General features: G+C 44.2%; 20 protein-coding genes and 1 tRNA gene. 11 read left to right on the forward strand and 10 right to left on the reverse strand.

The features are described from left to right. Nucleotides 1–46 precede the first annotated feature (46 nt). From V7S65_RS26780 to tatA, 6 genes are all read left to right on the forward strand, one after another. Nucleotides 47–1,375: a DUF5074 domain-containing protein gene (locus V7S65_RS26780; RefSeq protein ID WP_079471124.1), complete on the forward strand. Its 1,329-nt coding sequence runs from the start codon at nucleotides 47–49 to the stop codon at nucleotides 1,373–1,375. A gap of 61 nt (nucleotides 1,376–1,436) precedes the next feature. Continuing rightward, entirely contained in the window at nucleotides 1,437–1,949 is a 513-nt protein-coding gene (locus V7S65_RS26785) for a bifunctional adenosylcobinamide kinase/adenosylcobinamide-phosphate guanylyltransferase (protein ID WP_079471125.1), read from the forward strand. A gap of 11 nt (nucleotides 1,950–1,960) precedes the next feature. Then, nucleotides 1,961–3,007, forward strand: coding sequence for a nicotinate-nucleotide--dimethylbenzimidazole phosphoribosyltransferase (cobT, locus tag V7S65_RS26790; RefSeq protein WP_227024668.1), 1,047 nt, complete (start codon nucleotides 1,961–1,963; stop codon nucleotides 3,005–3,007). Then, a complete protein-coding gene (locus V7S65_RS26795) occupies nucleotides 3,004–3,780 on the forward strand; it encodes an adenosylcobinamide-GDP ribazoletransferase (RefSeq protein ID WP_111579869.1) in 777 nt (258 codons plus the stop codon). The genes cobT and V7S65_RS26795 overlap by 4 nt, the downstream gene beginning before the upstream one ends. Next, the gene (gene cobC / locus V7S65_RS26800) at nucleotides 3,765–4,322 is read left to right on the forward strand and encodes an alpha-ribazole phosphatase (RefSeq protein ID WP_336388974.1); all 558 of its coding nucleotides are present in this window, start codon (nucleotides 3,765–3,767) and stop codon (nucleotides 4,320–4,322) included. The genes V7S65_RS26795 and cobC overlap by 16 nt, the downstream gene beginning before the upstream one ends. Nucleotides 4,323–4,451: 129 nt before the next feature. After that, entirely contained in the window at nucleotides 4,452–4,673 is a 222-nt protein-coding gene (gene tatA / locus V7S65_RS26805; RefSeq protein ID WP_079471128.1) for a twin-arginine translocase TatA/TatE family subunit, read from the forward strand. Between the two features lie 80 nt (nucleotides 4,674–4,753). On the opposite strand, the gene V7S65_RS26810 is transcribed toward tatA, so the two are convergent. From V7S65_RS26810 to V7S65_RS26825, 4 genes are all read right to left on the reverse strand, one after another. Continuing rightward, complete coding sequence (locus V7S65_RS26810; protein ID WP_079471129.1) at nucleotides 4,754–6,079, reverse strand: DUF5690 family protein; 1,326 nt, start codon at nucleotides 6,077–6,079, stop codon at nucleotides 4,754–4,756. Nucleotides 6,080–6,229: 150 nt separating this feature from the next. Then, entirely contained in the window at nucleotides 6,230–7,816 is a 1,587-nt protein-coding gene (locus V7S65_RS26815; protein ID WP_079471130.1) for a SusD/RagB family nutrient-binding outer membrane lipoprotein, read from the reverse strand. A gap of 26 nt (nucleotides 7,817–7,842) precedes the next feature. After that, nucleotides 7,843–11,055, reverse strand: a complete 3,213-nt coding sequence (locus tag V7S65_RS26820; protein WP_336388973.1) for a SusC/RagA family TonB-linked outer membrane protein — start codon at nucleotides 11,053–11,055, stop codon at nucleotides 7,843–7,845. A 101-nt stretch (nucleotides 11,056–11,156) separates the two neighbouring features. Beyond that, nucleotides 11,157–11,741, reverse strand: a complete 585-nt coding sequence (locus tag V7S65_RS26825; RefSeq protein WP_336388972.1) for a helix-turn-helix domain-containing protein — start codon at nucleotides 11,739–11,741, stop codon at nucleotides 11,157–11,159. An 88-nt stretch (nucleotides 11,742–11,829) separates the two neighbouring features. Between V7S65_RS26825 and V7S65_RS26830 the strand changes: the two genes are divergently transcribed. The 5 genes from V7S65_RS26830 (at nucleotide 11,830) to V7S65_RS26850 (ending at nucleotide 16,664) form a co-directional block, all read left to right on the forward strand. Continuing rightward, nucleotides 11,830–12,396, forward strand: coding sequence for a MarC family protein (locus V7S65_RS26830; protein ID WP_079471132.1), 567 nt, complete (start codon nucleotides 11,830–11,832; stop codon nucleotides 12,394–12,396). A gap of 49 nt (nucleotides 12,397–12,445) precedes the next feature. Continuing rightward, nucleotides 12,446–12,517: transfer RNA gene (locus tag V7S65_RS26835), tRNA-Arg, on the forward strand. A 93-nt stretch (nucleotides 12,518–12,610) separates the two neighbouring features. Beyond that, a complete protein-coding gene (locus tag V7S65_RS26840; protein ID WP_336388971.1) occupies nucleotides 12,611–14,017 on the forward strand; it encodes a hypothetical protein in 1,407 nt (468 codons plus the stop codon). Nucleotides 14,018–14,362: 345 nt separating this feature from the next. After that, nucleotides 14,363–15,475, forward strand: coding sequence for a DegT/DnrJ/EryC1/StrS family aminotransferase (locus V7S65_RS26845; RefSeq protein ID WP_336388970.1), 1,113 nt, complete (start codon nucleotides 14,363–14,365; stop codon nucleotides 15,473–15,475). Nucleotides 15,476–15,479: 4 nt separating this feature from the next. After that, a complete protein-coding gene (locus tag V7S65_RS26850) occupies nucleotides 15,480–16,664 on the forward strand; it encodes a glycosyltransferase (protein WP_336388969.1) in 1,185 nt (394 codons plus the stop codon). A 64-nt stretch (nucleotides 16,665–16,728) separates the two neighbouring features. On the opposite strand, the gene V7S65_RS26855 is transcribed toward V7S65_RS26850, so the two are convergent. The 6 genes from V7S65_RS26855 to V7S65_RS26880 all read right to left on the reverse strand — a co-directional run bounded on the left by V7S65_RS26855 (nucleotide 16,729) and on the right by V7S65_RS26880 (nucleotide 24,685). Continuing rightward, complete coding sequence (locus tag V7S65_RS26855; RefSeq protein ID WP_336388968.1) at nucleotides 16,729–18,627, reverse strand: ABC-F family ATP-binding cassette domain-containing protein; 1,899 nt, start codon at nucleotides 18,625–18,627, stop codon at nucleotides 16,729–16,731. 240 nt (nucleotides 18,628–18,867) lie between these two features. Then, nucleotides 18,868–20,454, reverse strand: a complete 1,587-nt coding sequence (locus tag V7S65_RS26860; RefSeq protein WP_336388967.1) for a hypothetical protein — start codon at nucleotides 20,452–20,454, stop codon at nucleotides 18,868–18,870. 212 nt (nucleotides 20,455–20,666) lie between these two features. Further along, nucleotides 20,667–21,746, reverse strand: a complete 1,080-nt coding sequence (locus tag V7S65_RS26865; RefSeq protein WP_336388966.1) for a mannose-1-phosphate guanylyltransferase — start codon at nucleotides 21,744–21,746, stop codon at nucleotides 20,667–20,669. A 1-nt stretch (nucleotide 21,747) separates the two neighbouring features. Further along, complete coding sequence (fcl, locus tag V7S65_RS26870) at nucleotides 21,748–22,683, reverse strand: GDP-L-fucose synthase (protein WP_336388965.1); 936 nt, start codon at nucleotides 22,681–22,683, stop codon at nucleotides 21,748–21,750. A 1-nt stretch (nucleotide 22,684) separates the two neighbouring features. Then, nucleotides 22,685–23,797 (reverse strand): GDP-mannose 4,6-dehydratase, encoded by a 1,113-nt coding sequence (gene gmd, locus V7S65_RS26875; protein ID WP_336388964.1) that lies wholly within the window; start codon nucleotides 23,795–23,797, stop codon nucleotides 22,685–22,687. Between the two features lie 54 nt (nucleotides 23,798–23,851). After that, on the reverse strand, nucleotides 23,852–24,685 hold the full coding sequence (locus V7S65_RS26880; RefSeq protein ID WP_336388963.1) for a glycosyltransferase: 834 nt from the start codon (nucleotides 24,683–24,685) through the stop codon (nucleotides 23,852–23,854). Nucleotides 24,686–24,691 lie beyond the last annotated feature (6 nt).

Raw genomic sequence — 24,691 nt, forward strand, 5'->3', positions numbered from 1 at the left:
GTAATACCCATACGAAAACAAGACATACGAAAATAAATCACAACACATGCGCAGCATTTCACGCAAATTTCAGGTTTCCTTTATTGTAGCAGTATTCGCTATTGCAGGATTAGCCTCCTGTTCTAAAGATAATGAGGCAGAAGTAATTGTACCACAGATTGTAGCTCCGGGCTTAAAAGACGGCAAAGATACTATCTATATCGGCGACAGCCGGGTGTTAAGTCCGCAGCTGGCAGAGGTGAAAAATCCTACCTTTCTCTGGCTGGTAAATGGCGTGCAGGTAAGTACCGATTCTACCTATACTTTCACCGCAGCAGAAAGAGGAGATTATACCATCTCTTATAAAATAATTTCCGGTAACGCACTCGCTACCTACTATTACCGCATCAAAGTACTGGGCAAATTTGAAAATGGATTTTTCCTGGTGAATGAAGGTCAGTATGGCAAGGAAAACGGTGACGTGAATTTTTACCGCAATGGGGAAGATTCCGTTTACCAGTATGTATTTAAACGTAATAATCCTGGCAAACAACTCGGTCAAACTACCGACTATGGCGCCATTTACAAGAACAAATTATACCTAGTATCCAAACAGGGCGCCTTTGTAGTAGCAGATCCCGGCACCATGAAAGAAACCGGCCGTATTGATCAGCTGCCGGCTTTTGCCAACTCTTTTTGCGGCGTGAACAGCAGCACCGGTTTGATAGGCACCGCGGATGGAGTGTATCCCGTTAACCTGCAAACACTGGCTCTGGGCACTAAACTGGCCGGCGTAACCGGACAGGTTGGTGGTATGGTAGCAGCAGAAGGCTACATCATCGTAATGTCTGAAACCCAGGGCATGGTAGCGTTGAACAATACCGATTTAAGCGTGGCAAAAATACTGGGCCCTGCAGATGTAGGCTTTACACGCACACCCGACGGCACTGTTTGGGCCGCCCGCAATAACATGTTGTTTGCCATTAATGCCAACAACCTGAAAATGGATACCGTTACAGTTCCATTCCCGGTATATGGCGCATGGGGCGCATGGAATGCCGGTATGCTGAGTGCATCCACTATTGAAAATGCCGTATTCATTGGTAAAACCAACGCCTGGGGCGCTGGTGGCAGGGAAGTATACAAATATGCAGTAGGTAATCCCAATTCCCTGAATGCACCATTTGTAACCATTCCGGCCGGCCGTGAAATGTATGGTGCAGGAGTAAGATACAATCCGGGGAACAATACCATCGTAGTAACAGATGTGAAATCCGGTTATGGCGATAATTACAAAGATAATACGCTGTACATCTATGATGCCAGCAGCGGTAGCCTGAAGAAAAGCGTGAACTTCATGGGCTTCTTCTTTCCGGCAATGCCGTTATTTAACTAATAACTTCCGGTAGTTGGCGTTTACAAAACGCCAACTACCGGAAAAGGCTAAACGCTTTTCTATGCTTCATTTAATTACAGGCGGCGCCCGTTCGGGTAAAAGCAGGTACGCACAGGAGCTGGCCTTATCACAAAGCGCTCACCCGGTATACGTGGCTACCGCCAAAGTATGGGACGACGATTTTGCACAGCGCATACAACGGCACAAAGAAGAAAGAGGACCGGTGTGGGTGAATTATGAAGAAGAACTGTATGTAAGCCGCCTCCCACTGGACGGGCATACTGTAGTGATCGACTGCATTACCCTGTGGCTTACCAATTTCTTTACCGCACATGATTATCATACCGATAATACCCTCCAGGCCATCCAGGCAGAAATACACGCACTTCACCAGAAAGCAGGTACTTTTATTATTGTAACTAACGAAATTGGAATGGGCGTGCATGCCGAAACAGAGGCAGGTCGCAAGTTTACAGACTTACAAGGCTGGGTGAACCAGTACACTGCACGTATAGCCGGTACCGTTACGCTAATGGTGTCCGGCATTCCGGTTGTAATTAAAAATGACGCGTAAAAAAATCCCTCATGATGAATGATATCCGGATAACACCCGTATCACCCGGGCTGAGAACTGCCTTACAGGATAAGATAGATCAGAAGACCAAGCCTCCCGGATCGCTGGGAAAACTGGAAGGGCTTGCCTTGCAGGCCGGCCTGGTACAAAATACACTGACGCCTTCCGTGAAGAATCCCGCTATCATTGTATTTGCAGGTGATCACGGCATTGCGGCGGATGGGCAGGTAAATCCTTTTCCACAAGCCGTTACCGCGCAGATGGTATATAACTTCCTGAATGGCGGCGCTGCCATCAATGTGTTCTGCCGGCAGCATCAGCTGGATCTGACGGTGGTAGATGCCGGAGTAAACCATGAGTTTGCGCCGCATCCGCAGTTGAAAGACCGCAAAATGGGCATGGGCACACAAAACTTTCTGCATATGCCGGCCATGTCGCTGGACCAGTGTAAACTGGCCATGCAGGCGGGCGCCGCCGAAGTAAAGCTGCTCCACGAAAAAGATTGCAATGTGATTGGCTTTGGAGAAATGGGTATTGGCAATACCTCCGCGGCGTCGTTGCTGATGAGCCATTTTACGGGCATACCGGTGGCCGAATGCACCGGTGCGGGCACTGGCAGCAATGCGCAGCAACTGGCGCAAAAAAGAGCCATTCTGCAACAGGTAATGGCCAAACATGCATCGCCTGCATCGCCGGAGCAGGCCCTCGCTACATTTGGTGGCTTTGAAATTGCCATGATCTGTGGCGCCATCCAACAGGCCGCCGCTTTAAAGATGCTGGTAGTGATAGATGGCTTTATTGTAACTGCCGCTTTGCTGGCTGCCGTGAAAATGCAACCCGCGGTGAAAGACTATTGCATCTTCGCGCATTGCTCTGAAGAAAAAGGACATAAAGCCATGCTGCAATATCTTGAAGTAGCGCCTTTGCTACAAATGGATATGCGTTTGGGAGAAGGCACCGGCGCCGCACTGGCAATTCCGCTGATCCGGAGCGCAGTAGCCTTCCTGGAAGAAATGGCCAGTTTTAACAGTGCACAGGTATCAAACCGTACGATATGAAAAAACAGTGGCAGTTACTGCTAACCGCTATCATGTTCTATACGCGTATACACGTTCCCGTTAATACCCCCTATTCTCCGGAGATGCTCAGTAAAGCTACCCGCTATCTTCCGCTGATAGGATGGATAACCGGCGCTATTATGATAGGCGTATTATACGTACTGGGCGGCATTGCCCCACCGATGGTGAGCATACTGCTGGCCATTATTGTGGGTGTATGGGTAACCGGCGCTTTTCATGAAGACGGATTTGCAGACATGTGTGATGGTTTCGGTGGCGGATGGACCAAAGAGAAAATCATGGAGATCATGAAAGACAGCCGCATTGGCACTTACGGGATGCTGGGACTGTTGCTGATCATGACGCTCAAGTACCTGTCGCTGCGGGAACTGCCGCTGTATAAAGTTATGCTGGCTATTGCCAGTGCGCAGCCATTGAGCCGTTTTGTAGCGGTAACAGTGGTGTATACCCATAAATATGCCCGTGAAAACGAAGACAGCAAAGCGAAGCCTATCGCCCAGGGCATTTCTTTGCCTGACCTGGGAATAGCCGCCATCTGGGGCTTTATTCCTTTTATTGCAGCGATGATTTACCTGCAAAACTATACCCTGCTGCTCACCATCCCTACCCTGATACTGGCCCGCTGGTACATGGTACGACTCATGCAGAAGTGGATAGGCGGCTATACCGGCGACTGCCTGGGCGCCGTACAGCAGGTATCGGAAACTGTTATTTATTTATGCTTTTGTATTCTCACATGGAAATATATCTGATCCGGCATACCACGCCGGCAATAGAAAGTGGTATTTGTTACGGTGCTTCCGATGTGGATGTGGCAGGTAGTTTTGATACCGAAGCAGCCCGTATAAAGCCGCTCCTGCCCTCCGGCCCTCTGGAGGTATACACCAGCCCTTTACAGCGCTGTGAGAAGCTTGCTGCCGCCTTATTTGGCAATAATTATGTCAAAGACGACCGGTTAAAGGAAATGAATTTTGGCAACTGGGAAATGCTGCCCTGGGATAACATCAGCAAAAATGCTTTATGCAAATGGGCGGATAACGTGGTATTTGAGCATATTCCGGGTGGAGAAAGCTATGAAGAATTGTATAACCGGAGTATTGAGGTTTTGGAAGAAATAACCGCCTCGGGAAAGGATACAGTGCTGGTTACGCATGGCGGGGTGATCCGCTGTATTGTGGCGCATGTGACCGATACCCCGCTCGTGGATGCGTTCGACATTTCGGTGGATTATGGTCATATTTCGCATTTACAAGTGGAAAACGGGGAAGTAAAAGTGATATTTTCTAATCTGTAAATAATTGTCTTTAAATCAATTATATTAATATTTTTAAATATCTCCCTAAAAAACAAAAAAACTGGTAATTCGTGCTAACTTTATGTTTACATATACCATATATAAAAGCACATAATAAAATCTGTTATAATGACAACATCTTTTCTGAACATCCCGCTTTTGTTTTTGCAGGAAATAGGTATCAAAGAATTACTGCTGATAGCATTGGTAGTATTGTTATTGTTTGGTGGTAAGAAGATACCTGAGCTGATGCGTGGTTTGGGTAGCGGCATACGTGAATTTAAAGATGCCAAAGATGAACCATCAAAGAAAGGAACTAAAGCTGACGCGCCAGACGCCAAAGCGAACTAAATTCCTGTTATAAAAACAAAAGGCAAATTGCGCATTCAGCATGCACGATTTGCCTTTTTTTATGCTTTAGCGGTCGGTAGTCAGGCCGCAATCTGTACTTCTCCTTCGAGGTTTGAAGCACTTTTATTGTTCACTGATTCATATCTTTTTTTAAAATACCAGGCGGATGCTATCATCATCACGATGCCGGTAACAGATACACCCAGTACTGCATCCATAAAAAACTGGCTCCACGACAAAGCCATACCACTGAAGTTTTTAAACAACATCACCAACACACTTCCCAGGTAGCCAAAAGAATCTGCCACATAAATTACAAACCCCACATTGCTTACGTATTTAAACACCGCGATCAAACGTTCAAAGAAAATACAGTTAAACGGAATGTATCCCATATACAATCCCAATCCGGTTAAAGTCATCCACCATACCGGGTCCAGCCGGTGCTGCTTGTATAGCAATGTGCTGATCAATGCCACCAGGAACCCCGTAATCACAATAAAATGATTCAGCATAAAGGCATGGAAATTATTCTTCACAAATACCAGTAATCCCATAATCACAATGATCGCCAAAGACACAGGAATTTCTGTTTGGGTGAAGATGCCCGCCTGGGTACCATAACCGAGATCTTTCCAGATATCAGCCGCGAAATTATCACGCATATCCCTTAACACCGTGAGCAACACATAGCTGGCAATCAACAACACTAACCCTGGTAAGAAAGTATGGAGAAAAGCTTTTCTTTCCGGTTTATTCATAGGCGCACGGCGTGTTCTCAATTGCTCATCTGCCGCTGTGGGAGGCGGTATCTGTTCCAGCAACAATATGCATATCATGATAGGCACTATAAATACAAGCCCTGTGATAAAAGGCATCCAGTATTCTGTGACGTGCCAGTTCACCACTGTCATTTTTCCCACCGACTTCACAAATCCGGAGGAAAAAATAAAGCTGACCGACAACACCGCTCCCATGAATTCCGTACTGCGCCTGCCTTCCAGGTAACTGAACACCAGTCCCCAGATCATGCCCAGCGGAAACCCGTTAAGAAATAGGAACACGATGTTATACGGCGCCGGCACCACTGCAAAACCCAACAGGGCCAGCCATGCAATTCCTATCAGCACCATAATGCTCTGCGCCCGTTTATTCCCTTTCATTTCCGCGATGAAGCGGATGCCGTAAAATTTACTGCATGCATAACCAATTGTTTGCGTAATTACCAGCCAGATCTTATAATCAATCCCCAGGAAAGTAACACCCTCAAAAATACCCGCTGTAAAGGGTTTACGAAAAGCATACATGCAGGAATAAGTACCAAAGGCCACCAGGGCGGCATACAATGAAAATGTAACATGATGTGCATGCTGCAACCGCTTCTGTATCCAGGTAATATTCAACATCGTAAACAAATGGTTTGGGACAAAGGTGCGGGTCTTATGTAAACACAATGTTAACAAATGCTGAACTTAATGTTAAGTATGGTTAAACATATGTAAACAAACAACGGCCCTCTTCCGGAGGGCCGTTAACTATAAAAAAGGGATTTCAGTTTACTTCAGCAGCCACATATCCGCGTTGATATCATCTGTAGTACCGCCAAACTGGCTCTTCAATGAAGCCGTCCAGTTGATAGTATTGGAAGAGCGATCGGAATCCGGATATTTGAAACGTTTAGGAATAATACCACTGTTACCTGTACCTGAGCCTACACTGAAAGTAGGTACACCGGTTCTTCTCCAGTTGATATAAGCCTCCCAGCCGGAGTTTTCAAAAAAGGCCAGGTACTTCTGTGTGAGGATCTGTGCAAGCCCCTGTGCATTGTTGCCTTTATACTGCACGTTCGCCTGCTTATAATAAACGTTTTCAAAGTCGAAAGGCACATCATAACGTTGACCATTATACGTTTTAGTGATGACACCCGCAGCTTCAGCCGGGATACCATAAAAAACGAGAGATGCTTTGATTCCTTTTTTATACCAGGCTTCCGCATCTGCAGTAATCCAGCCGCGGTTAGCCGCTTCTGCCAGGTTAAAGCACAGCTCCGGGAACCCAAGCAATACACCAGGCTCGGCTGCATAACTGCTGTAGTAGCGGCTGCGGCTCCGAACAGAATATACAGCATTGTTTACATCAGACATTTTTGAAGACATATTATCCAGGCTTTCACCGGAAGCGGCACCCACATAAGCAGTGATATCTGCCGGTGACTTACCCATCTTATTCACCTGTTCAGTGGCCGGTTCCGCAGTTACGTATGCACGCGGATCATTAAACGCTACCAGGGTATTGAGGTAAGTGGCAGACATATTATACCGCGTAGCATCAAAGCCCAGATTATCCGGATTGGACGGATATTTATTGATGTTGTTGTAGATAAACTGCAGGTTCTGATCAGATGATTCCATCAGTGGATATTTAGCAGGATTGCTAACAATATCTTTAAACTGCTGTGCTACTTTCAGATCGGCATCGGCTGTTTTTTTACTTAACGTAATGAGCACACGTAAACGGAAAGTATTTACAGCGCGCTGCCATTTGCCGAGGTCATTTCCATAATAGAAGTCACCTTTTAACAGCTGCCCTTCTGCGGTATTACTTTTATCCGGATTGGCGATCTGCTGCCCCAGCTGTGTGTTGGCTTCATCCAGCCATTGCAGGATCTGAACAAAAATTTTCTTCTGTTCATCATATGCAGGCGTCAGATTGTCTTTCCCCTGTAATGCATCTTTCATTGGTAAATCTCCTACCAGGTTGGTCATACGATAAAAGAACCAGGCCCGGAAAAACTTGCCCAATGCTGAATACGGATTCACTGCCTGTCCGCCTAAACGGGTGGCTTCCGCTTCCATTTTCTGCACGTTGGTCATGCTGTAATAACTGTCAAGATCTCCACCACCCCAGTCGTAACGCTGATCACCATAGTAGTTATAGTTACAGCAGTCGAACTGGTTCCAGCGCATCACATTGCTCCAGGGTTTATCCTTATTCATATCCGCCAGCACACCGCCCAACACCAGGCTGGGAGGAGTTTGTGAAGGCTTGTTGGTGTTGATGGCATAGTCATCATACTTCTTATTACAGCTACTGAGTACAGCACCTGTTAAAGCAATGAAGGTTAATATTTTGAAAGATTTCATACAATACATTGTTTTAAAGTGACAGATCAGAAGCTGAGGTTGATGTTAAAGCCATATCTCTTCGTAGTAGGCGTTTGCAGGGTAGAAGAGCCCTGGTCTGCACCCGGATACTGATCGAGATCCACATCTTTATTTTTTGCAAAATAGAGCAGGTTCCTGCCCACAAAAGATATATTGGCTGATCTGATAAAAGAGCCTCTCAGTATGGTTTGCGGCAGCGCATAGCCGATAGTTACCTCACGCAGCTTTGCAAATGTTTTGCTGATCAGGTTTGCTTCGTTGGTTCTGTAATACACGCTGATATAATCCTGCAGGAATGTTTTAGTGGTATTGGCTTCGTACTGCAGTTTATCGTAGTTGGTAACATTACCATTGTTATCATACTGGATAGGCACGTTGTTATTAATCACCACGCCCTGGCCCAGGTAAGATTTCACACCTTTATAATCCTGGTAGCGGGCCTCTCCCATTGCGCCTTCTGTAGTAAGGATATTACGTCCGCCACGGAAAGTTTGCTGCTGGATGTAATCGATCATGTTGCCACCTACACGGCCGTCGAACTGGAAACTGAGGCTGACGCCTTTATAGCTGAAGCTATTGTTGATACCCCAAACCCAGTCGGCACTCGCGTTACCGAGAAACTGTTGTGTTGGATTCACTACCGGGCGGCCATCTGTACCGTTAATGATTTGTCCGTCGGCAGCTCTTACGAACTTGGTACCGTAAATCTTATCTACGCGGTCGCCCACGCCTACAAAGGCATTCAGCTTATCTTCCCCGTCATAGATCTTTGTATATTTTTCCTGGAAGGTAGACCAGTTAGCGGTGACGTTCCAGTTAAGACCATTTGGATTCCGGAGAGGACTGCCATTCAGGGTTACTTCGTAACCTGTTTTACGGGTGTTTACGCCGTTGATACGGTTCTTGGCATAACCGGTAGAGCTAGGAATAATTACGTCGTAGATCTGCGGACCATTCTGACTGGTAAAATAAGTACCGTCAATGCCTATACGATTTTTCAGGAAACGGATATCCACGCCTGTTTCCACCACCTTGCTGGCAAATGGCTTCAGATCAGGATTGGCAATAGTTTGTGAGATATAGGCGCCTGCCTGGTTCTGATAAACCGGGGCAACATTATAGAAAGAAGTGTTATAGATAGGACCATCATAAGACGATTGGTACTCAGAGCCATATCCCAGCGGGTAAGTGGCCAGCGGCGTAGCACCGATAGTAGCCTGTGTAAAACCTCCCTTTACGTTAGCATAGGAGCCGCGCAGCTTCAGGAAGGAAACCACTTCCGGCAGTTGGATGTAATCTGACAACACGGTACTAACGGCAACAGATGGGTAAGAATATACATTATTCTGTGTCGGCAGGTTAGATGCCTTATCGATACGGTCTGTTAAGGAGATGGTGGCATATTTACCCAGGTCAATATCTATATAACCATAAGCACTCAATACCAGCATAGGTGCGTAGTAGTTGGTGGCAAATAATGGATCACGGCTGTTGGCAAATCCGTACCATCCTGGTGCGTTCAGGTAACCGGTGGATACGTAGCTGGAGTTATACCGGTAAGAGCGTGCATTACCGCCTACAGAAGCGTGGATGCCGATCTTATTGGGGAAAGTATTGGTATAAGACAACAGTACATCCGTGTTATTTTCAAACATGCTGCGTTTGTCTTCCCGGTAGTCGCCTTTCCCTTCTTCACGGCCATAGGGATGTGCAGAGAAGGGCACTTTTTCGTTCCTCATCAGATCGTAGGTAGTGATCTGTGTGCGGGCCAGCAGTTCCAGTTTATCGCTGAACTTATAGTTCAGTTTTGCATAGCCGTTTACATCTGTTTTATAGTGTCCGCGTAACCATTCGTAGGTCATGAACCAGGGGTTATGATAGCGTTGGTATTCCGCGTAAATAGATTGGATACCTTCTTTGCCCGGCTGCCAGTAGTTGCGCATGTCATCCATGCTCCAGTCGGCGCCCGCCCATATCAGGGTGTTATAAATAATACTGTTGGGGCCGTAGGTTACATCCGGGAAATTGTTGGAGTACTGGCGGTTATAGTTCATGTAGGCATCCAGTCGTAGCCGGGAGTTGAAGTTATAACCTGCGGAGATATTGAAGTTGGTAATGTTCAACGATGTATTCGGTACAATTCCTTTCTGGTAGGAATGCGACAGGGAGAAGCGCAGATCGGCTTTTTCTGTGTGGGAAGATACCGCGATGTTATTGGTGCTGAGCATACCTGTTTGGAGGAAGCGTTGCAGGTTGTTTTTACCGCGGGCGATCCAGGGGGTACCGGTACGTTTACCTGTTGCCGGATCTACCGGGCTATCGTACTGAGGGATGAGCTGACCTTCGAATTTAGGGCCCCATACATCATAGTCGCCATCATTGGTTCCACCACCTTTACCATCTACAAAAGCATATTTACCATGATCGCCGGGACCGTATTCATCCTGTACTTTTGGGATGGCATTGAATCCTTTTTCGAACATGGTACTGGAGTTAAAATCAATAGAAAGGCCGCGCTTATCTTTTGTTCCTTTTTTGGTGGTGATCATGATGGCGCCATTGAGGCCACGGGAGCCATATAACGCGGAAGCAGTTACCCCTTTCAGTACGGTATAGCTTTCAATGTCATCGGGAGAAATATTCCAGGTATCAGAATTAATGGGCACGCCATCTACTACATACAAACCTATATTATTACCGCGGAGCAATACCAGCGGGGCCGACAGCAGTTCTGCAGAAGCGCCTACCGTGAGGCCGGCCACTTTACCTGCCAAACCATTCACCGGATTGGGTTCCCGGGCTTTGATCAGATCGGCTCCTTTTACTTCCTGTACAGAATAACCCACCCTTTTTACTTCTTTTCGTATACCCAATGCCGTTACTACTACTTCGTCGAGGGCTTTTTTATCCGGCTGGAGGATAATGGTTACGTCCGAAGCGCCTTTCAACGCATACTGTTCGGGCAGGAAGCCAATAAAACTAACCTGGAGGATGTCGGTACTGGCTGCAGAGATAGCAAAGCTACCGGTGGCATCGGTAACAGCGCCGCGATTGGCGCCTTTTACTTTAACGGTGGCTCCGATTACCGGCTGGCGGTCGTCGCCAGCGATAACCTTTCCCGTAATTGCCTGCTGGGCATGTACAGATAGGGTGATGAATAGCAGCAATAACATGGCGCATAGCTGCCTTTTGAGCGCCCGATGTAGATTTGATTGCATGTAAAAGTAGGTTTGGGTAAATTATTTACATGCAAAGTTTAGAATCCTATGTGACCGGAATGTTAACCTATACTAAATTTAATGTTAAGTATTTGTAATCCCTATTTATCGTTGTCGAGGAAGAAATATACGACCAGGATCTGTGCATTATCCGAGCCTATGTTGCGGGGTTTATGTCCGAGGCGGCCGTCGAAGAAGAGGGAGTCGCCTTCCTCCAGCACATATTTTTCGTTATCAATGAGGTACTCAACGGTGCCTTTAATAATGTACTTATACTCGTAGGCATCGGTTTTTACTGTCTGGGAGCGGTGGGCGCCCTTTTTCAGCTCCAGCAAAACGATATCCACCGGGAAATTCTTTACATTTTTAGTGAGCACCCGTTTATATATAAATCCTTTGGCAGGCTCTTTTTCAAACTCCTGGTAGGCGGCTTTTTGTTTGATGATGACCTTCGCGCTCTGGGTTTGCTGATCAATTTCATTAAAGAACTCGTTCATATCCAGCCGGAGGGCCTTGATAATATTGATGAGTACCAGCAGGGAGGGTACCGTTCTGTTATTCTCTATCTGGGATATCAGCCCTTTACTCACCTCAGCCCTGTCGGCCAGCTCCTGGATGGTAATTCCTTTCGCCTTTCTCTTTTCCTTGATCTTATTACTGATCTGTATGATGATATCCTCTGTCATATTAATTGTAGTTAAAACAAATATAAGCAGAAAGCGGGCAGGATAAAAACGTTCATCATTCTCCCTATATTTACACAAAATAGCATTCATGTTCAGCATCGACCAAATTCTGGCCATTACCTTTACATTATTTGCGGTTATTGATATTGTTGGCTCTATCCCGGTACTGGTATCCCTGAAAGAAAAGCTTGGCCACATAGATGCCGGCAAAGCCACGCTGGCTTCGGGTTTCCTGATGATTTTGTTCCTGCTGGTGGGAGAACCGTTCCTTAAACTGTTGAGCGTAGACGTACACTCCTTTGCGGTAGCGGGTTCTATCGTAATATTTGTAATCGGGCTGGAAATGATCCTGGGACTGGAGTTCTTTAAAACAGACCCTGATGCCAAAGCCGGCAGCGTGGTACCCATCGCCTTTCCGCTGATAGCCGGCTCCGGTACGCTGACCACCATCATGTCGCTGAAAGCTAACTTCGGGCAGTATAATATACTGGCCGGTATCTGCCTGAACCTGGTGATCATATACCTGGTACTCCGCAGCCTGAACTACATAGAACGCATGCTGGGCAAGGCCGGGCTGATGGTGCTCCGCAAATTTTTCGGGGTGATCCTGCTGGCTATTGCAGTAAAAATCTTTAAAAGTAATATCAATCTTTAATGCAATTTGGGATTGTACATTAGAAAATGTAGATTTGCGCGAGTTTTATGGCCTCGTAGTACAATGGATAGTATAAGAGTTTCCGAAGCTCCAGATTCAAGTTCGATTCTTGACGAGGCTACTACCCAATATCCGCAAATGATTTTTTTGCGGATATTTTTTTGACTCCTTACCAGCTGAAATCATTTTTGTACCCATAACCACCCTTTCATCTATGAAAAGAAAACTTCTTTCTTTGTTTGTCGCCTGTTGCAGTGTGGCAACAGCATTTGGCCAGGATCCCTATATTAATAATCAATTAACTGCAGCACAGCCTGCAAACGCCTGGATTACTGGGAAATTCACTTCCAGTTTTATACAAACATTTACCGGAACAAGCACAAATGGAAATCGCCATCACGACTTCTTTGGCGGTACTGCTACTCCTGCCGGCGCCAATCTCAGATGGGCCTTTGCATTACAGGGAACTGAAACCAGTGGAAATATTGGTTCAGATTTCAGGATCTGGAGTTATAATGATGACGGTACTTTTCTATCCAGTCCTTTTTCTATTGCCCGGGCATCTGGGATAGTAAGCATTCCCGGTTCTCTTGCCGCTACCATTATTAACACCAACAATACTTCAGGAGCATTAAGCATTTTTGGCGGCGCAGCCAGCGTTAACAGCATGCGCGGTGCAGAAATTGGTCTTCGTGGTGGTGGATACAGCACCACTCCGGGCGAAATGACGTTCCATACAGGGCTAGGCGGTGGTGGTACATCGCAGCCGGAGAGAATGCGTATTAATGCTGGTGGGTTGGTTACGATGGGGTATGGTTTATCGTTGAATAATACCGGTTCAAATCTGATTAATTTCAATTCAGCTGGAGTTGCTCCACCGTCGTTTACTACGAGAAGCATTGGCACCAAAGTAGTATTGTTTTCGGCTTTATCTGCAACAGGAAGTGATTATGCAACAGGTATTGAATCATCTCACATGTGGTTCAGCATACCTCTCAACACAAATGTTTTGGGCTATAAATTTTACGCTGGTACCACTCAAATCGGCAGAATTGATGGTATGGGAGCCACCGACTGGGAAGGGCAAGGCAGATTTAAAGGCTGGTATACAGCCAACGGAACCGGCCCTGCTGCAGAAATAGAGATATCTGCCGGACGTGCAGCATTTATTGGTTTTGACCGGACACCCGGAGCCACAAGATATCTTCCTGTAGTACTGATTGGTGGTACCACGGCGACTAATCAAAAAACTCTTATTGTCACTGATGCAGGCGTTGGTATCGGAACCTTAACTCCCCAGTCTGAACTTTCCGTGAAAGGCACCATTACCGCACAACGGGTAAAAGTAACCCAAACCGGCTGGGCAGACTATGTATTCCATAAAAACTATCAACTTCCTTCTTTAGCCGAGGTAGAAGCCTATGTGCGCTCCAACCAGCACCTGGAGGGTATTCCTTCTGCAGCAGAAGTAGAAAAAGAAGGTATTGATGTGGGAGAAATGAATAAAAAATTACTGGCGAAAGTGGAGGAATTAACGCTATACCTGATTGAACAGAATAAGAAGATAACTGCATTGGAAGAGTGGAAGAAACAACAGGAAAAACTCCCCATTAATCCCTAATCACCAGGACATACCATTAATCTGTAAAGTACCGGCACCCTCCAGGATTGCCGGTACTTTATTTTTACAATCCTTTCGATAACGGAAAATCTTAAATATCCCAACGCCCGATTCTCAAAAATCAGGTTCCCGGTAACCGCCACTCAGACAGTTACACATAATCAAAAAATATATTCAATAAAGTGCTTTTTATAATAGAGAAAGAGTTTATTTGTATGTTAATGTTTAGCTTTGCAAGCGATTTTCCGAACTTTTAAAAGTAAATACATATACTCCTTAAGCCGTGGAAATCCATAATAAAACAACTGCTTCCGTTAAAATCATTCATCTTGATAATTATTATCCATGAATAATTATAAAATACCTGTCTACAGACCTTCTTTAGGAGAACTGGAAAAGAAAAATGTATTGGAGTGTTTAGACTCTACATGGATTTCATCCAAAGGAAAGTTTATTACCGAATTTGAAAGAGGGTTTGCCGATTATTTAGGTATGGATCATGCAGCTGCTGTTTGCAACGGCACAGTTGCCCTGCACCTCGCGTTGGTGGCATTGGGTATTGGCAGCGGAGATGAGGTGATAGTACCTACTTTAACCTATATCGCATCTGTAAACGCTATCGCCTATACAGGCGCCACACCCGTTTTTGTTGATTCAGTGGCGGAAACGTGGCAGATCAGCCCTACAGACGTGAAGAAAAAGATCACCAGCAAAACCAAGGCAGTCATTGCGGTTCATTTATACGGACACCCCTGTGAAATGGATACACTGGCAGCCATCTGTAAAGAACATGACCTTTTCCTGATAGAAGACTGCGCAGAGGCCATTGGAAGCAAATACAAAAACAAATATGCCGGCACCTTTGGCGATATCTCCACCTTCAGCTTCTTTGGCAATAAAACGATCACTACAGGCGAAGGCGGCATGGTAGTAACAAACGACCAGACCCTCTATGACCGTATGGTGCATTTCAAAGGCCAGGGACTGGCGAAGCACCGGGAGTACTGGCATGATGTGATCGGCTATAATTACCGCATGACAAATATCTGTGCTGCTATCGGAGTGGCTCAGCTATCAAGGGTGGAAGAAATTATCGCCCAAAAAAGAGAGATTGCAAAAGCATACCAAAACGCCTTTAAAGGCTCCAGTGTTACTTTTCATGCAGAAACTGAAAATACTTTTCACTCCTATTGGATGTGTTCCATCCTGGTGAAGAACGCCGATGAACGCGATGAGGTAAGGGATGTTCTTAAAAAAGCAGGCGTTGAAACAAGACCACTCTTCTATCCCGCCCATACCATGCCTATGTATTCGGGTAAATATGAAAGACATATCGTAGCTGAAGACTTAGGCTGGAGAGGTATTAATCTTCCGAGCTTCCCTGAGCTGACTTTTGAAGAGATCACATACATCACCCATCTCATTCTTAATTATTATAAAAACAGGGAGACTGTCTGAGGTTATGCAGAAAAGAAAAATAGGCATACATGCCGCAGGCTTTATCGGATGGGGAGGCGGAATTGATTTTCTCAGGATGATCATCCGGGGCATTCTTTCCACAAAAAAATATGAGGTTATTGTACTATTACCTGACCGTCTGACTTTTAAGGATAAGATAAAAAGAAGCCTGTCACGTTTCAGCTTAACAGCAAATAAAAATACTCCCCGGCAATTCAGCGATCAACGGAATTTATTCAGGGAATTTAGCCCCGAAGCGGTAAGTATTTCCTATAAAAAAAGTCTGAAGAACGCAGTAAAACGACATCATATCGACCTGCTCATTCCCTGCATAGAAGTAGTAAATCCGGATATTGATATTCCCTGGGTGGGCTATATCTACGATTTCCAGCATGAATATCTTACACAGTTCTTCACTCCCGAAGAAATTAAACACCGGCAAATACAATTTGGCAACACAGTACACACTGCCAAAAATGTGATTGTAAACTCATACGCAGTAAAAAAAGATATTGAAAAATTTTACCCGGATAGTATTGCCAAAGTCACTAATCTTCCTTTTACACCTTTATTCAACAGGCAATTACTCAGCAGTAATTTTACGGAGATAAAGAATAGATATGCTTTACCTGATAAGTATTTTATAATCTCCAATCAGTTCTGGATACATAAGTCACATATTACGGCTTTCCGTGCCCTGCAAATTTTACATTCCATATCAAATGAACGGGTGGCTATTGTATGTACAGGTGACACCGGTGATTCCAGACGCGCTGATTATTTTGATTCGCTGAAAAAAGAGATCCGGGATTTAGGAATTGAGGACAAAATATTTTTCCTGGGGTATATCTCAAAGCCGGATCAGATCCAGCTGTTATTGCATTCAGTAGCACTGATACAGCCAACTCTTTTTGAGGGTGGACCTGGCGGCGGCGCTACTTATGACGCTATTGCCTTTTCAAAGCCAGCTATTATATCCGATATAGATATTAATAAAGAAATAAATGATCCGCTGGTAACTTTTTTCCAGGTAAATAATCATGCAGACCTGGCAGATAAGATGAAAGCGGTGCTGGAACAACATAAAAGCAGCCATTGGCAGCTGGATGCTGATAAACTGGAAGAAGAAACAGCACAAAGAATAAGGATACTGGGAGATGTTCTTTCGGCGCTTATTGATGCGATTTGATTATCCTCGTTATATCTATAGAGGAAGAAGTTAGTCCTCCTCTATAGATAAGATTACTATTTATTTATTCATTTATTTCACTCAGCTCCAGCCACCGCATGCCCTTCTCATCCAGTAATTGGATAATTTCACCAATCCGGTGTGTCAAAGGCTCCATCTTATCAAAAGCCAGTTCTCCACTGGATAAGGAGGCTTCAATTTTCTTCTTTTCTGTTTCCAGCTGTTCGATTTCTTTCTCCAGTAGTTCCAGTTCCCGTTTCTCTTTAAAAGACATCTTGCGACCTTTATTTTCTGCAACCGGCGTGACTGTTACTACAGGCGGCGTTACTTCTTTTTTTGGTACAACACTCTTCTTTTTATCTTCTTCCTTCTGCCATTCACGGTACTGTGTATAATTGCCAGGATAATCACGGATTTCTCCGTCTCCTTCAAAAACGAACAGGTGTTCTACCAGTTTATCCATAAAGTAACGGTCATGGCTCACAATGATCACGCAGCCCTGAAATTCCTGTAAGAAACTTTCCAGGATACTGAGGGTTGGTAAATCGAGATCATTGGTAGGCTCATCCAATACCAGAAAGTTAGGATTGCGAAATAAGATCGATAGCAGATGCAATCTTCTTTTCTCACCGCCGCTCAGCTTTGAGATATAGGTGTATTGCTTTTCCGCCGGAAATAGAAATAGCTCCAGGAATTGTGCAGCACTTACTTTGGTGCCGTCTGCCAATGGGAAGTTCTCGGCAATGTTCTTTACGAATTCTATCACCCGCATATCTTCCTTTACCACCAGTCCTGTTTGGGAGTAATTACCAAACACGATGGTTTCCCCGATATTGATCTTACCGGAATCGGGTTGCTCCGTGCCTAACAGCATATTGAGGAACGTAGATTTTCCTACTCCATTTTTACCAACAATACCTACCCGTTCTCCCTTTTTGAAGGTATAGTCCATTCCTTTCAGGATCTTCAGATCTCCGAAAGATTTATATACTTTTTTTAATTCCAGGATTTTTCCGCCCAGGCGGGTCATCTTCACATTCAATTCCAGTTGCTGATCTGCTACTTTGGTACTGGCTTTTTCCTTCACTTCATAGAAAGCATCCTGGCGGGATTTGGATTTGGTGGTACGGGCTTTAGGCTGCTTCCGCATCCATTCCAGTTCTTTCCGGTAAAGGTTACGGGCTTTATCCACACTTGATTTTTCACTTTCTTCCCTGGCAGCCTTCTTTTCAAGATAATTCTCATAATCTCCTTTGTAAATAAAAAGCTGTTCCTGGTCCAGTTCCATCACTTCGTTACAAACGCTGTCGAGAAAATACCGGTCGTGCGTAACCAGGAGCAGGGTTACTTTTTCCTGATCCAGGTAATTTTCCAGCCACTCAATCATAGAAACATCCAGGTGGTTGGTAGGCTCATCCATGATAAGCAATACATGTTTGTGCTCAAAGCCTATTTCTATCAGTACTTTGGCCAGTGCAACTCTCTTCTGCTGGCCACCCGAAAGGGAACCAACTGGTTGATCCAGGTTGTGTATATTAAGTTTTCCTAATATTTGTTTCACTTTGGTATCAAAGTGCCATGCATTTAATTCGTCCATTTTGGCGATGGAATCGGTCAACTTATCCAGATCTGGTTCATGCCCTTCCTCGGTAAGCAACTCATATTCTTTGATGGCATTGAGTACCGGGTTATTGTGGTTGAAGATGTTTTCAATCACGGTTTTGGAGAGATCAAAGTCAGATTGTTGCTCCAGCATTACAACGGTTACGTCTTTATGGATCCAGACTTTTCCACTGTCTGGCACATCCTTTCCGCATAAAATGCGGAGCAGGGTGGATTTTCCTGTTCCGTTAAGCGCCACCAGCGCTATTTTATCTCCTTCTTCAATATGAAAAGAAATATCCCTGAATAATGGTTTGGTTCCAAAAGATTTGGTAAGCCCTTCTACTGTAACGTAATGCATGGTGCGAAGTTATAAATTATCGGCAACACTGGAAGGGAACAGGGATTATGTATTTGATATTATGATTTTTTCCGTATATTCATTATAGGATAACCAGGGGTTTCCTGTACCTGACATTTTTTTCGACAAACAGTTATTTCGGCCCTTTGTCCATTATTATCCTCCCCTCTTTGCGATGAAAAATAAAAAGCCCTTGCGCTGAAAGCGGAAGGGCTTGTGTATATTTAACCGCTTTATTGATTAAAAGTCGTAATAAAACTGGCGGAAGGTGCTACGCAGGCCTATACTGAATATCAGGTCGGTGCTTCTACCGATATCATTGCTTACCCTTCTGGCCGCCAATGAGGTTTCCAACCGGAGATTGTACTTGGGGTTAAGCACATATGCAATAGTTCCCTGCGCATACAATAAATTGGTTTTAACTCCCTGTCCGATCCAGTTACCATAATCATTTGGCCGTGTAGTGTATGGCTTGGATATATCATGGCCATAGTTGGTTTTGGCATCGGGATCATCCCCATATTTTGAGTACATTACCTCTCCGCGGCCATACCAACGCTTAATACGATATGTAGCAATACCTAATACCTCCCAAAAATTAGCTCCTAATGGATGCGCCAATGACTGATTATAATGCTCATAATTAATCAATGTGCTTTTGTAAGAATAAGTATACGGGCGAACTACGTTGAATTCACCTTGCAGGTCGAGCTTATTCACCTTAAATAAATCAAATGATCTGAAGCCCAATTGTGCAGATTGTTTGTTGGCCCACCAGCCTTTGCCGCCAAACACCTCTTTCAACTTAAATTCGTCCAAAACCAGCTGGCCATATATGGTGGTTTTGGGAAATAACTTGAATTTAGCATTCATACCTACCAAAGCATTATCGGAAGAGCCTTCCGAGAATTCAGCCGAGCGCAGGAAGATGATCGGATTCATGTAGCTCCAGTCAAATCCACGCTTACGGCCGGAAGAATCTGCATCTGGCCATATCACTGCATCAAAAAGGCCGATGGTGAGACGTTTGCTTACATTCCAGTCCAGGAAGTGAAATACACCCCATTTCTTGTAATATCCCAGGTCATCATAAGCAGTAGCGAAGCTTTGGCTATGCTTATCCATAAACTGAGCCCACATGGCGGTATACTGAACATTACCCAGGGTTCCCGTAAGCTTCAGGTATGGATAGCTGAATTGTATGTCAGACAGGATCAGCGAGCGGTAGCCGTCGCCTATAAAATTCTGTCCGTAGCCGGCTGTAATATTCAGATATTTGTTAGGAGTATAAGATAATAATGCACTGGCATAGTTATAGTCGAAAGCTTTGCCGTCGCTATAGTCTTTGATTCCTCCCTGGCCTGGCACAATCTGATTTTTACGAATGTATTGGTCGAGGTAAAAAGGAAATTTCCCCTGATTTTCGAAGAAGTAGGATTCAAAATAAAACTTCGTACCAATATTCGCCTGGATACTGGCTCCTCTTGTATTCAACCAGGTAGTTCTGCTGCCATCCCGTGATTTACCTACTTGAAAATCCGGCAGGAAATCAATAAAAACATTGTAATCTTTGTTTCGGTATTCCAACAGGTGTTCATTAAACAACTTACGGTGGAACCAGCTACGTTTAGTCGTATCCGGGTTAGCATACATTGCACTGGTATCTTCATGCAATATGGGCTTAAACGCAGTGTGGTGGTTGCTCGTATCCAGGTAAAGTTCCCGGATATCCTGCGGGTTATAAGGCACAATGACAGGCAACTTTTCCTGTGCGTTAGCTGCACCAAATAGTAACAAACCTGCTACCATCCAAACGAGATGTTTCATTAATTCTTTTTTGAGAGCTTAAAAATGTACACTGAATCAGGAGTCACAAGCATCCAAAACAGGCTTATCATAACATTTAAATACAATATGACTGGCTTGCCAGGATGCAAAGATAATGTTTTCAGTAAATCGTGGTGACAGCTTGGGGATTGATAAATGATTAGAAAAGGTAAGAATAATCCTGTCATTTTAACGACAGGATTATCAAAAAATTATAAATAATATGACTGATTATTGCCCCTGAGTGCTTCAGTAATCCTTTTGATTTCCTGTTCTTCCTGTTTGGGATAGATAAGCAACACATCATTGTCATCCACTATTATATAGTCTTTCAGGCCTCTTATCACAGCAAGTTTTTCTGCGGGCAAATGAATGATACAATTTTCAGTATCCTCCAATTGCAGGCTCGCCGCGGAAAGCGCGTTATTTCCATGTTGTTTCTCAGCAACTTCATACAGTGACGCCCACGTGCCGAGATCACTCCAGCCAAAATCCGCCGGAATGGTGTATACATTATCTGCCTTCTCTAAAATCGCGTAATCAATAGAGATATTGGGCGATTGTGGGTAGTGAGCATCAATAAAAGCCTGCTCCGCAATGGTGTTGTACACGTCATTACCTTGCTTAAACAGCGTATATATCTCAGGGGCGTACTGTTCAAACGCCTTTAATGCTGTATTCACATTCCAGATAAATATACCACCATTCCAGATATAATCACCACTTGCCAGAAACTCCCGGGCCTTATCCAACGGAGGTTTCTCTGTAAAACGGTTTACCTTATGTATTCCGTTTTCTCCTTCCTTGTTAAAATTAATATATCCGTAACCGGTATCCGGTCTGGTAGGCGTAATTCCTAAAGTAAGCAACATAGGATTCATTATCACTTCATCCAGCCCCAGCTTTACTTTTTCAATAAATATATCTTCATTAAGTATAAAGTGATCAGAAGGCGCTATCAGCATATTGGCATCCGGACACTTAGCCGCCAGCTTAAAAGTAGCATAAGCAATGCAGGGAGCCGTGTTATTTCGGGAAGGCTCACATAAAATATTGCTTTCCGGAATATCCTTCAGTTGTTCTTGTACCAATGCTTTGTATTGCACGTTAGTAACGATATAGATATTTTCAGGCTGACACAGCTTCAGGAAACGGTGATAGGTGAGTTGTAACAGCGACTTCCCAATACCCAGGATATCAATAAACTGCTTGGGGTAATTATTTCTGCTCTTGGGCCAGAAGCGGCTTCCGACGCCTCCGGCCATAATAAAAACGTGGTTGTTATTTTTCATATTATGCGGACCAGTTGTTACTTTTCACTTCTTCATAAACTTTCCGGATACCATCTGCTAATTCTGTAAAAGCTTTCCAACCATAAGAATGGAGCTTGGACACATCCATTAATTTACGTGGCGTTCCATCCGGTTTTGAAGTATCAAATACTAATCTGCCCCCGAAACCAACAATTTGCTGAATTAATCTTGCCAGATCTCCGATACTAATATCTTCTCCCACACCAATATTCACCAAACCCTGCTCGTTGTAATGCTGCATCAGGTAAAAGCAGGCATCTGCCATATCATCGGCATACAGGAATTCCCGCTTTGGTGTACCCGTACCCCAGATCACTACTTCAGAGCTATTATTTACTTTAGCCTCATGCATTTTACGCAACATTGCAGGTAATACATGAGAGTTATTCAGATCGTAGTTATCATTAGGACCATACAGATTAGTAGGCATTACAGAAATAAAATTGCTGCCATACTGTGCGCGGTAAGCATCACACATTTCAATTCCTGCAATTTTCGCAATCGCATAGGGTTCGTTCGTAGGCTCTAACGGACCAGTCAACAGGTATTCTTCTTTTAACGGCTGTGGGGCCATTTTAGGATATATACAGGATGATCCGAGGAACATCAGCTTCTTCGCGCCGGTAACATGAGCCTGATGGATCACGTTACTCTGGATCATCAGGTTTTCATAAATAAACTGACCACGGTAGGTGTTGTTAGCCATAATTCCACCTACTTTAGCGGCAGCCAGAAAAACATAATCTGGTTTCTCCAACTCAAAAAAATCGGCCACAGCAGCTTGATCACGAAGATCAAGTTCTTTGGAAGTTCTTACTATAATATTGAGAAACCCCTCTTTTTGCAATCTTCTTATGATAGCAGAACCGACCATCCCACGATGGCCGGCTACATAAATTTTATCCTGTGGATTCATACTATTCAAATTGATTCAATACTTTGTAACCTGCATCTTTTAGTAATTTTTCGCGCTGGAAAAGCTCCACATCGGCTGCCACCATCTCCTTTACCAGGGCTGGTAGATCATATTTAGGTGTCCATCCCAATTTCGTTTTTGATTTGGAGGGATCACCAATGAGTAATTCCACTTCCGTCGGCCGGAAATATCTCGGATCAATGGCAACCACTTCCTGACCTGGCTGAAGCGGACAATCAGCATTTGTATTGCTTACTACCACACCTCTCTCGTCAACACCTTCACCTTTGAACTCCACTTTTACCCCTACTTCCGCAAATGCCATGGAAATAAAATCTCTAACCGTAGTAGTAATACCTGTGGCTATGACAAAGTCTTCCGGCGTTTCCTGCTGAAGAATAAGCCACATCGCTTCTACATAATCTTTAGCGTGTCCCCAATCCCTTTTGGCGTCCAGGTTCCCCATATACAGCTTATCCTGCATACCAAGCGATAACTTCGCTACAGCACGGGTAATCTTTCTGGTTACGAAAGTTTCTCCCCTTAGTGGACTTTCATGATTAAATAAAATGCCGTTGCAGGCAAACATATTATAGGCTTCCCGGTAATTTACCGTAATCCAGAAAGCATACATTTTTGCTACCGCATAAGGCGAGCGTGGATAAAATGGTGTTTTTTCCGATTGCGGTACTTCCTGCACCAGCCCGTACAGCTCTGAAGTAGATGCCTGATAGATCTTTGTCTTCTGCGTTAATCCAAGTAACCGGACTGCTTCCAGTATACGTAAAGTTCCTATTCCATCAGCGTCCGCTGTATATTCAGGTGCTTCAAAGCTAACCTGAACATGACTCATAGCGCCAAGATTATAAATTTCGTCAGGTTGAACTTCCTGTATAATACGGATCAGATTGGTGCTGTCTGTAAGATCACCATAATGTAATTTAAAGCGCACATTTTTTTCATGTGGATCCTGGTACAAATGGTCTATTCTGTCTGTATTAAAAAGAGAACTTCTTCTTTTAATGCCATGCACTTCATAGCCTTTTTTCAAAAGTAACTCTGAGAGATATGCCCCGTCCTGGCCTGTAATCCCGGTAATAAGTGCTTTTTTCATTATTTGAATTAGTATAATTTTTTAACAAATTGAAATTGCTGGAATTAACTGTTTTTATTTTCTTAAAAACTGCTCATAAAACAGTCCTAATATACTTTGAGGTACCAACCTTAAAATGGTTCTACCGATAATGCACTGATAATATTGTACCAAAGTGATAAACTTATCTTTTTTCATGATTTTGAAAAAAAATCGCTCGTTCTTTAAGTATTCAAGCCCTCTCCGCCTTCCCAGCATATTATTACCAACCCTTGCATATACGAGGGTTTCCTGCATATTATGGAGTTTGCAGCCTGACTTTATCATCTGATACCACAGATGATAGTCTTCCAGGCTTCTGCGTTCCCAATAAGCACCGGCATTTAACACTTTATCCTTTTTAAATACCACCGTCATATGATTAAACGGGCACCGGAATCTTGCCATTTTTACAATCTGTTCATGCTCCCCCGGTAGTTGTCGTAAACGTTTCATATCACCGGGAGTATCACGAAACTCCTCAATACAACTTCCTAAAAGATCAATATCAGGATGATCTACCAAAAATCTGATCTGTTGTTCAAAGCGATCGGGCAGTGCAATATCATCAGAATCCATTCTTGCTACCAGGTTATATTTGCAGGCTTTCAATCCGGCAGTCATGGTATAGCCCATTCCCATATTCTCCTTCTGTTTTATGATAATAAACAGGCCAGGAAATTCGTTTTGGTAATCTGCAATAACTTTCTCCAATTCCTCCGTGATCGGACCATCTTCAATAATAAGTATTTCTGACGGCATTAATGATTGTGTTACCACGCTCCGCAAAGCAGTATCAAAAAATGCTGGGACTTCCTTTATATATATTGGTATTAAAACAGAAAATTCGGCAACTGCAGGAACATTCATAGCCAT

The sequence above is a fragment of the Chitinophaga sp. CCNWYY40 genome (genome assembly GCF_037483205.1).
In the GTDB taxonomy this organism is placed as follows: domain Bacteria; phylum Bacteroidota; class Bacteroidia; order Chitinophagales; family Chitinophagaceae; genus Chitinophaga; species Chitinophaga ginsengisegetis.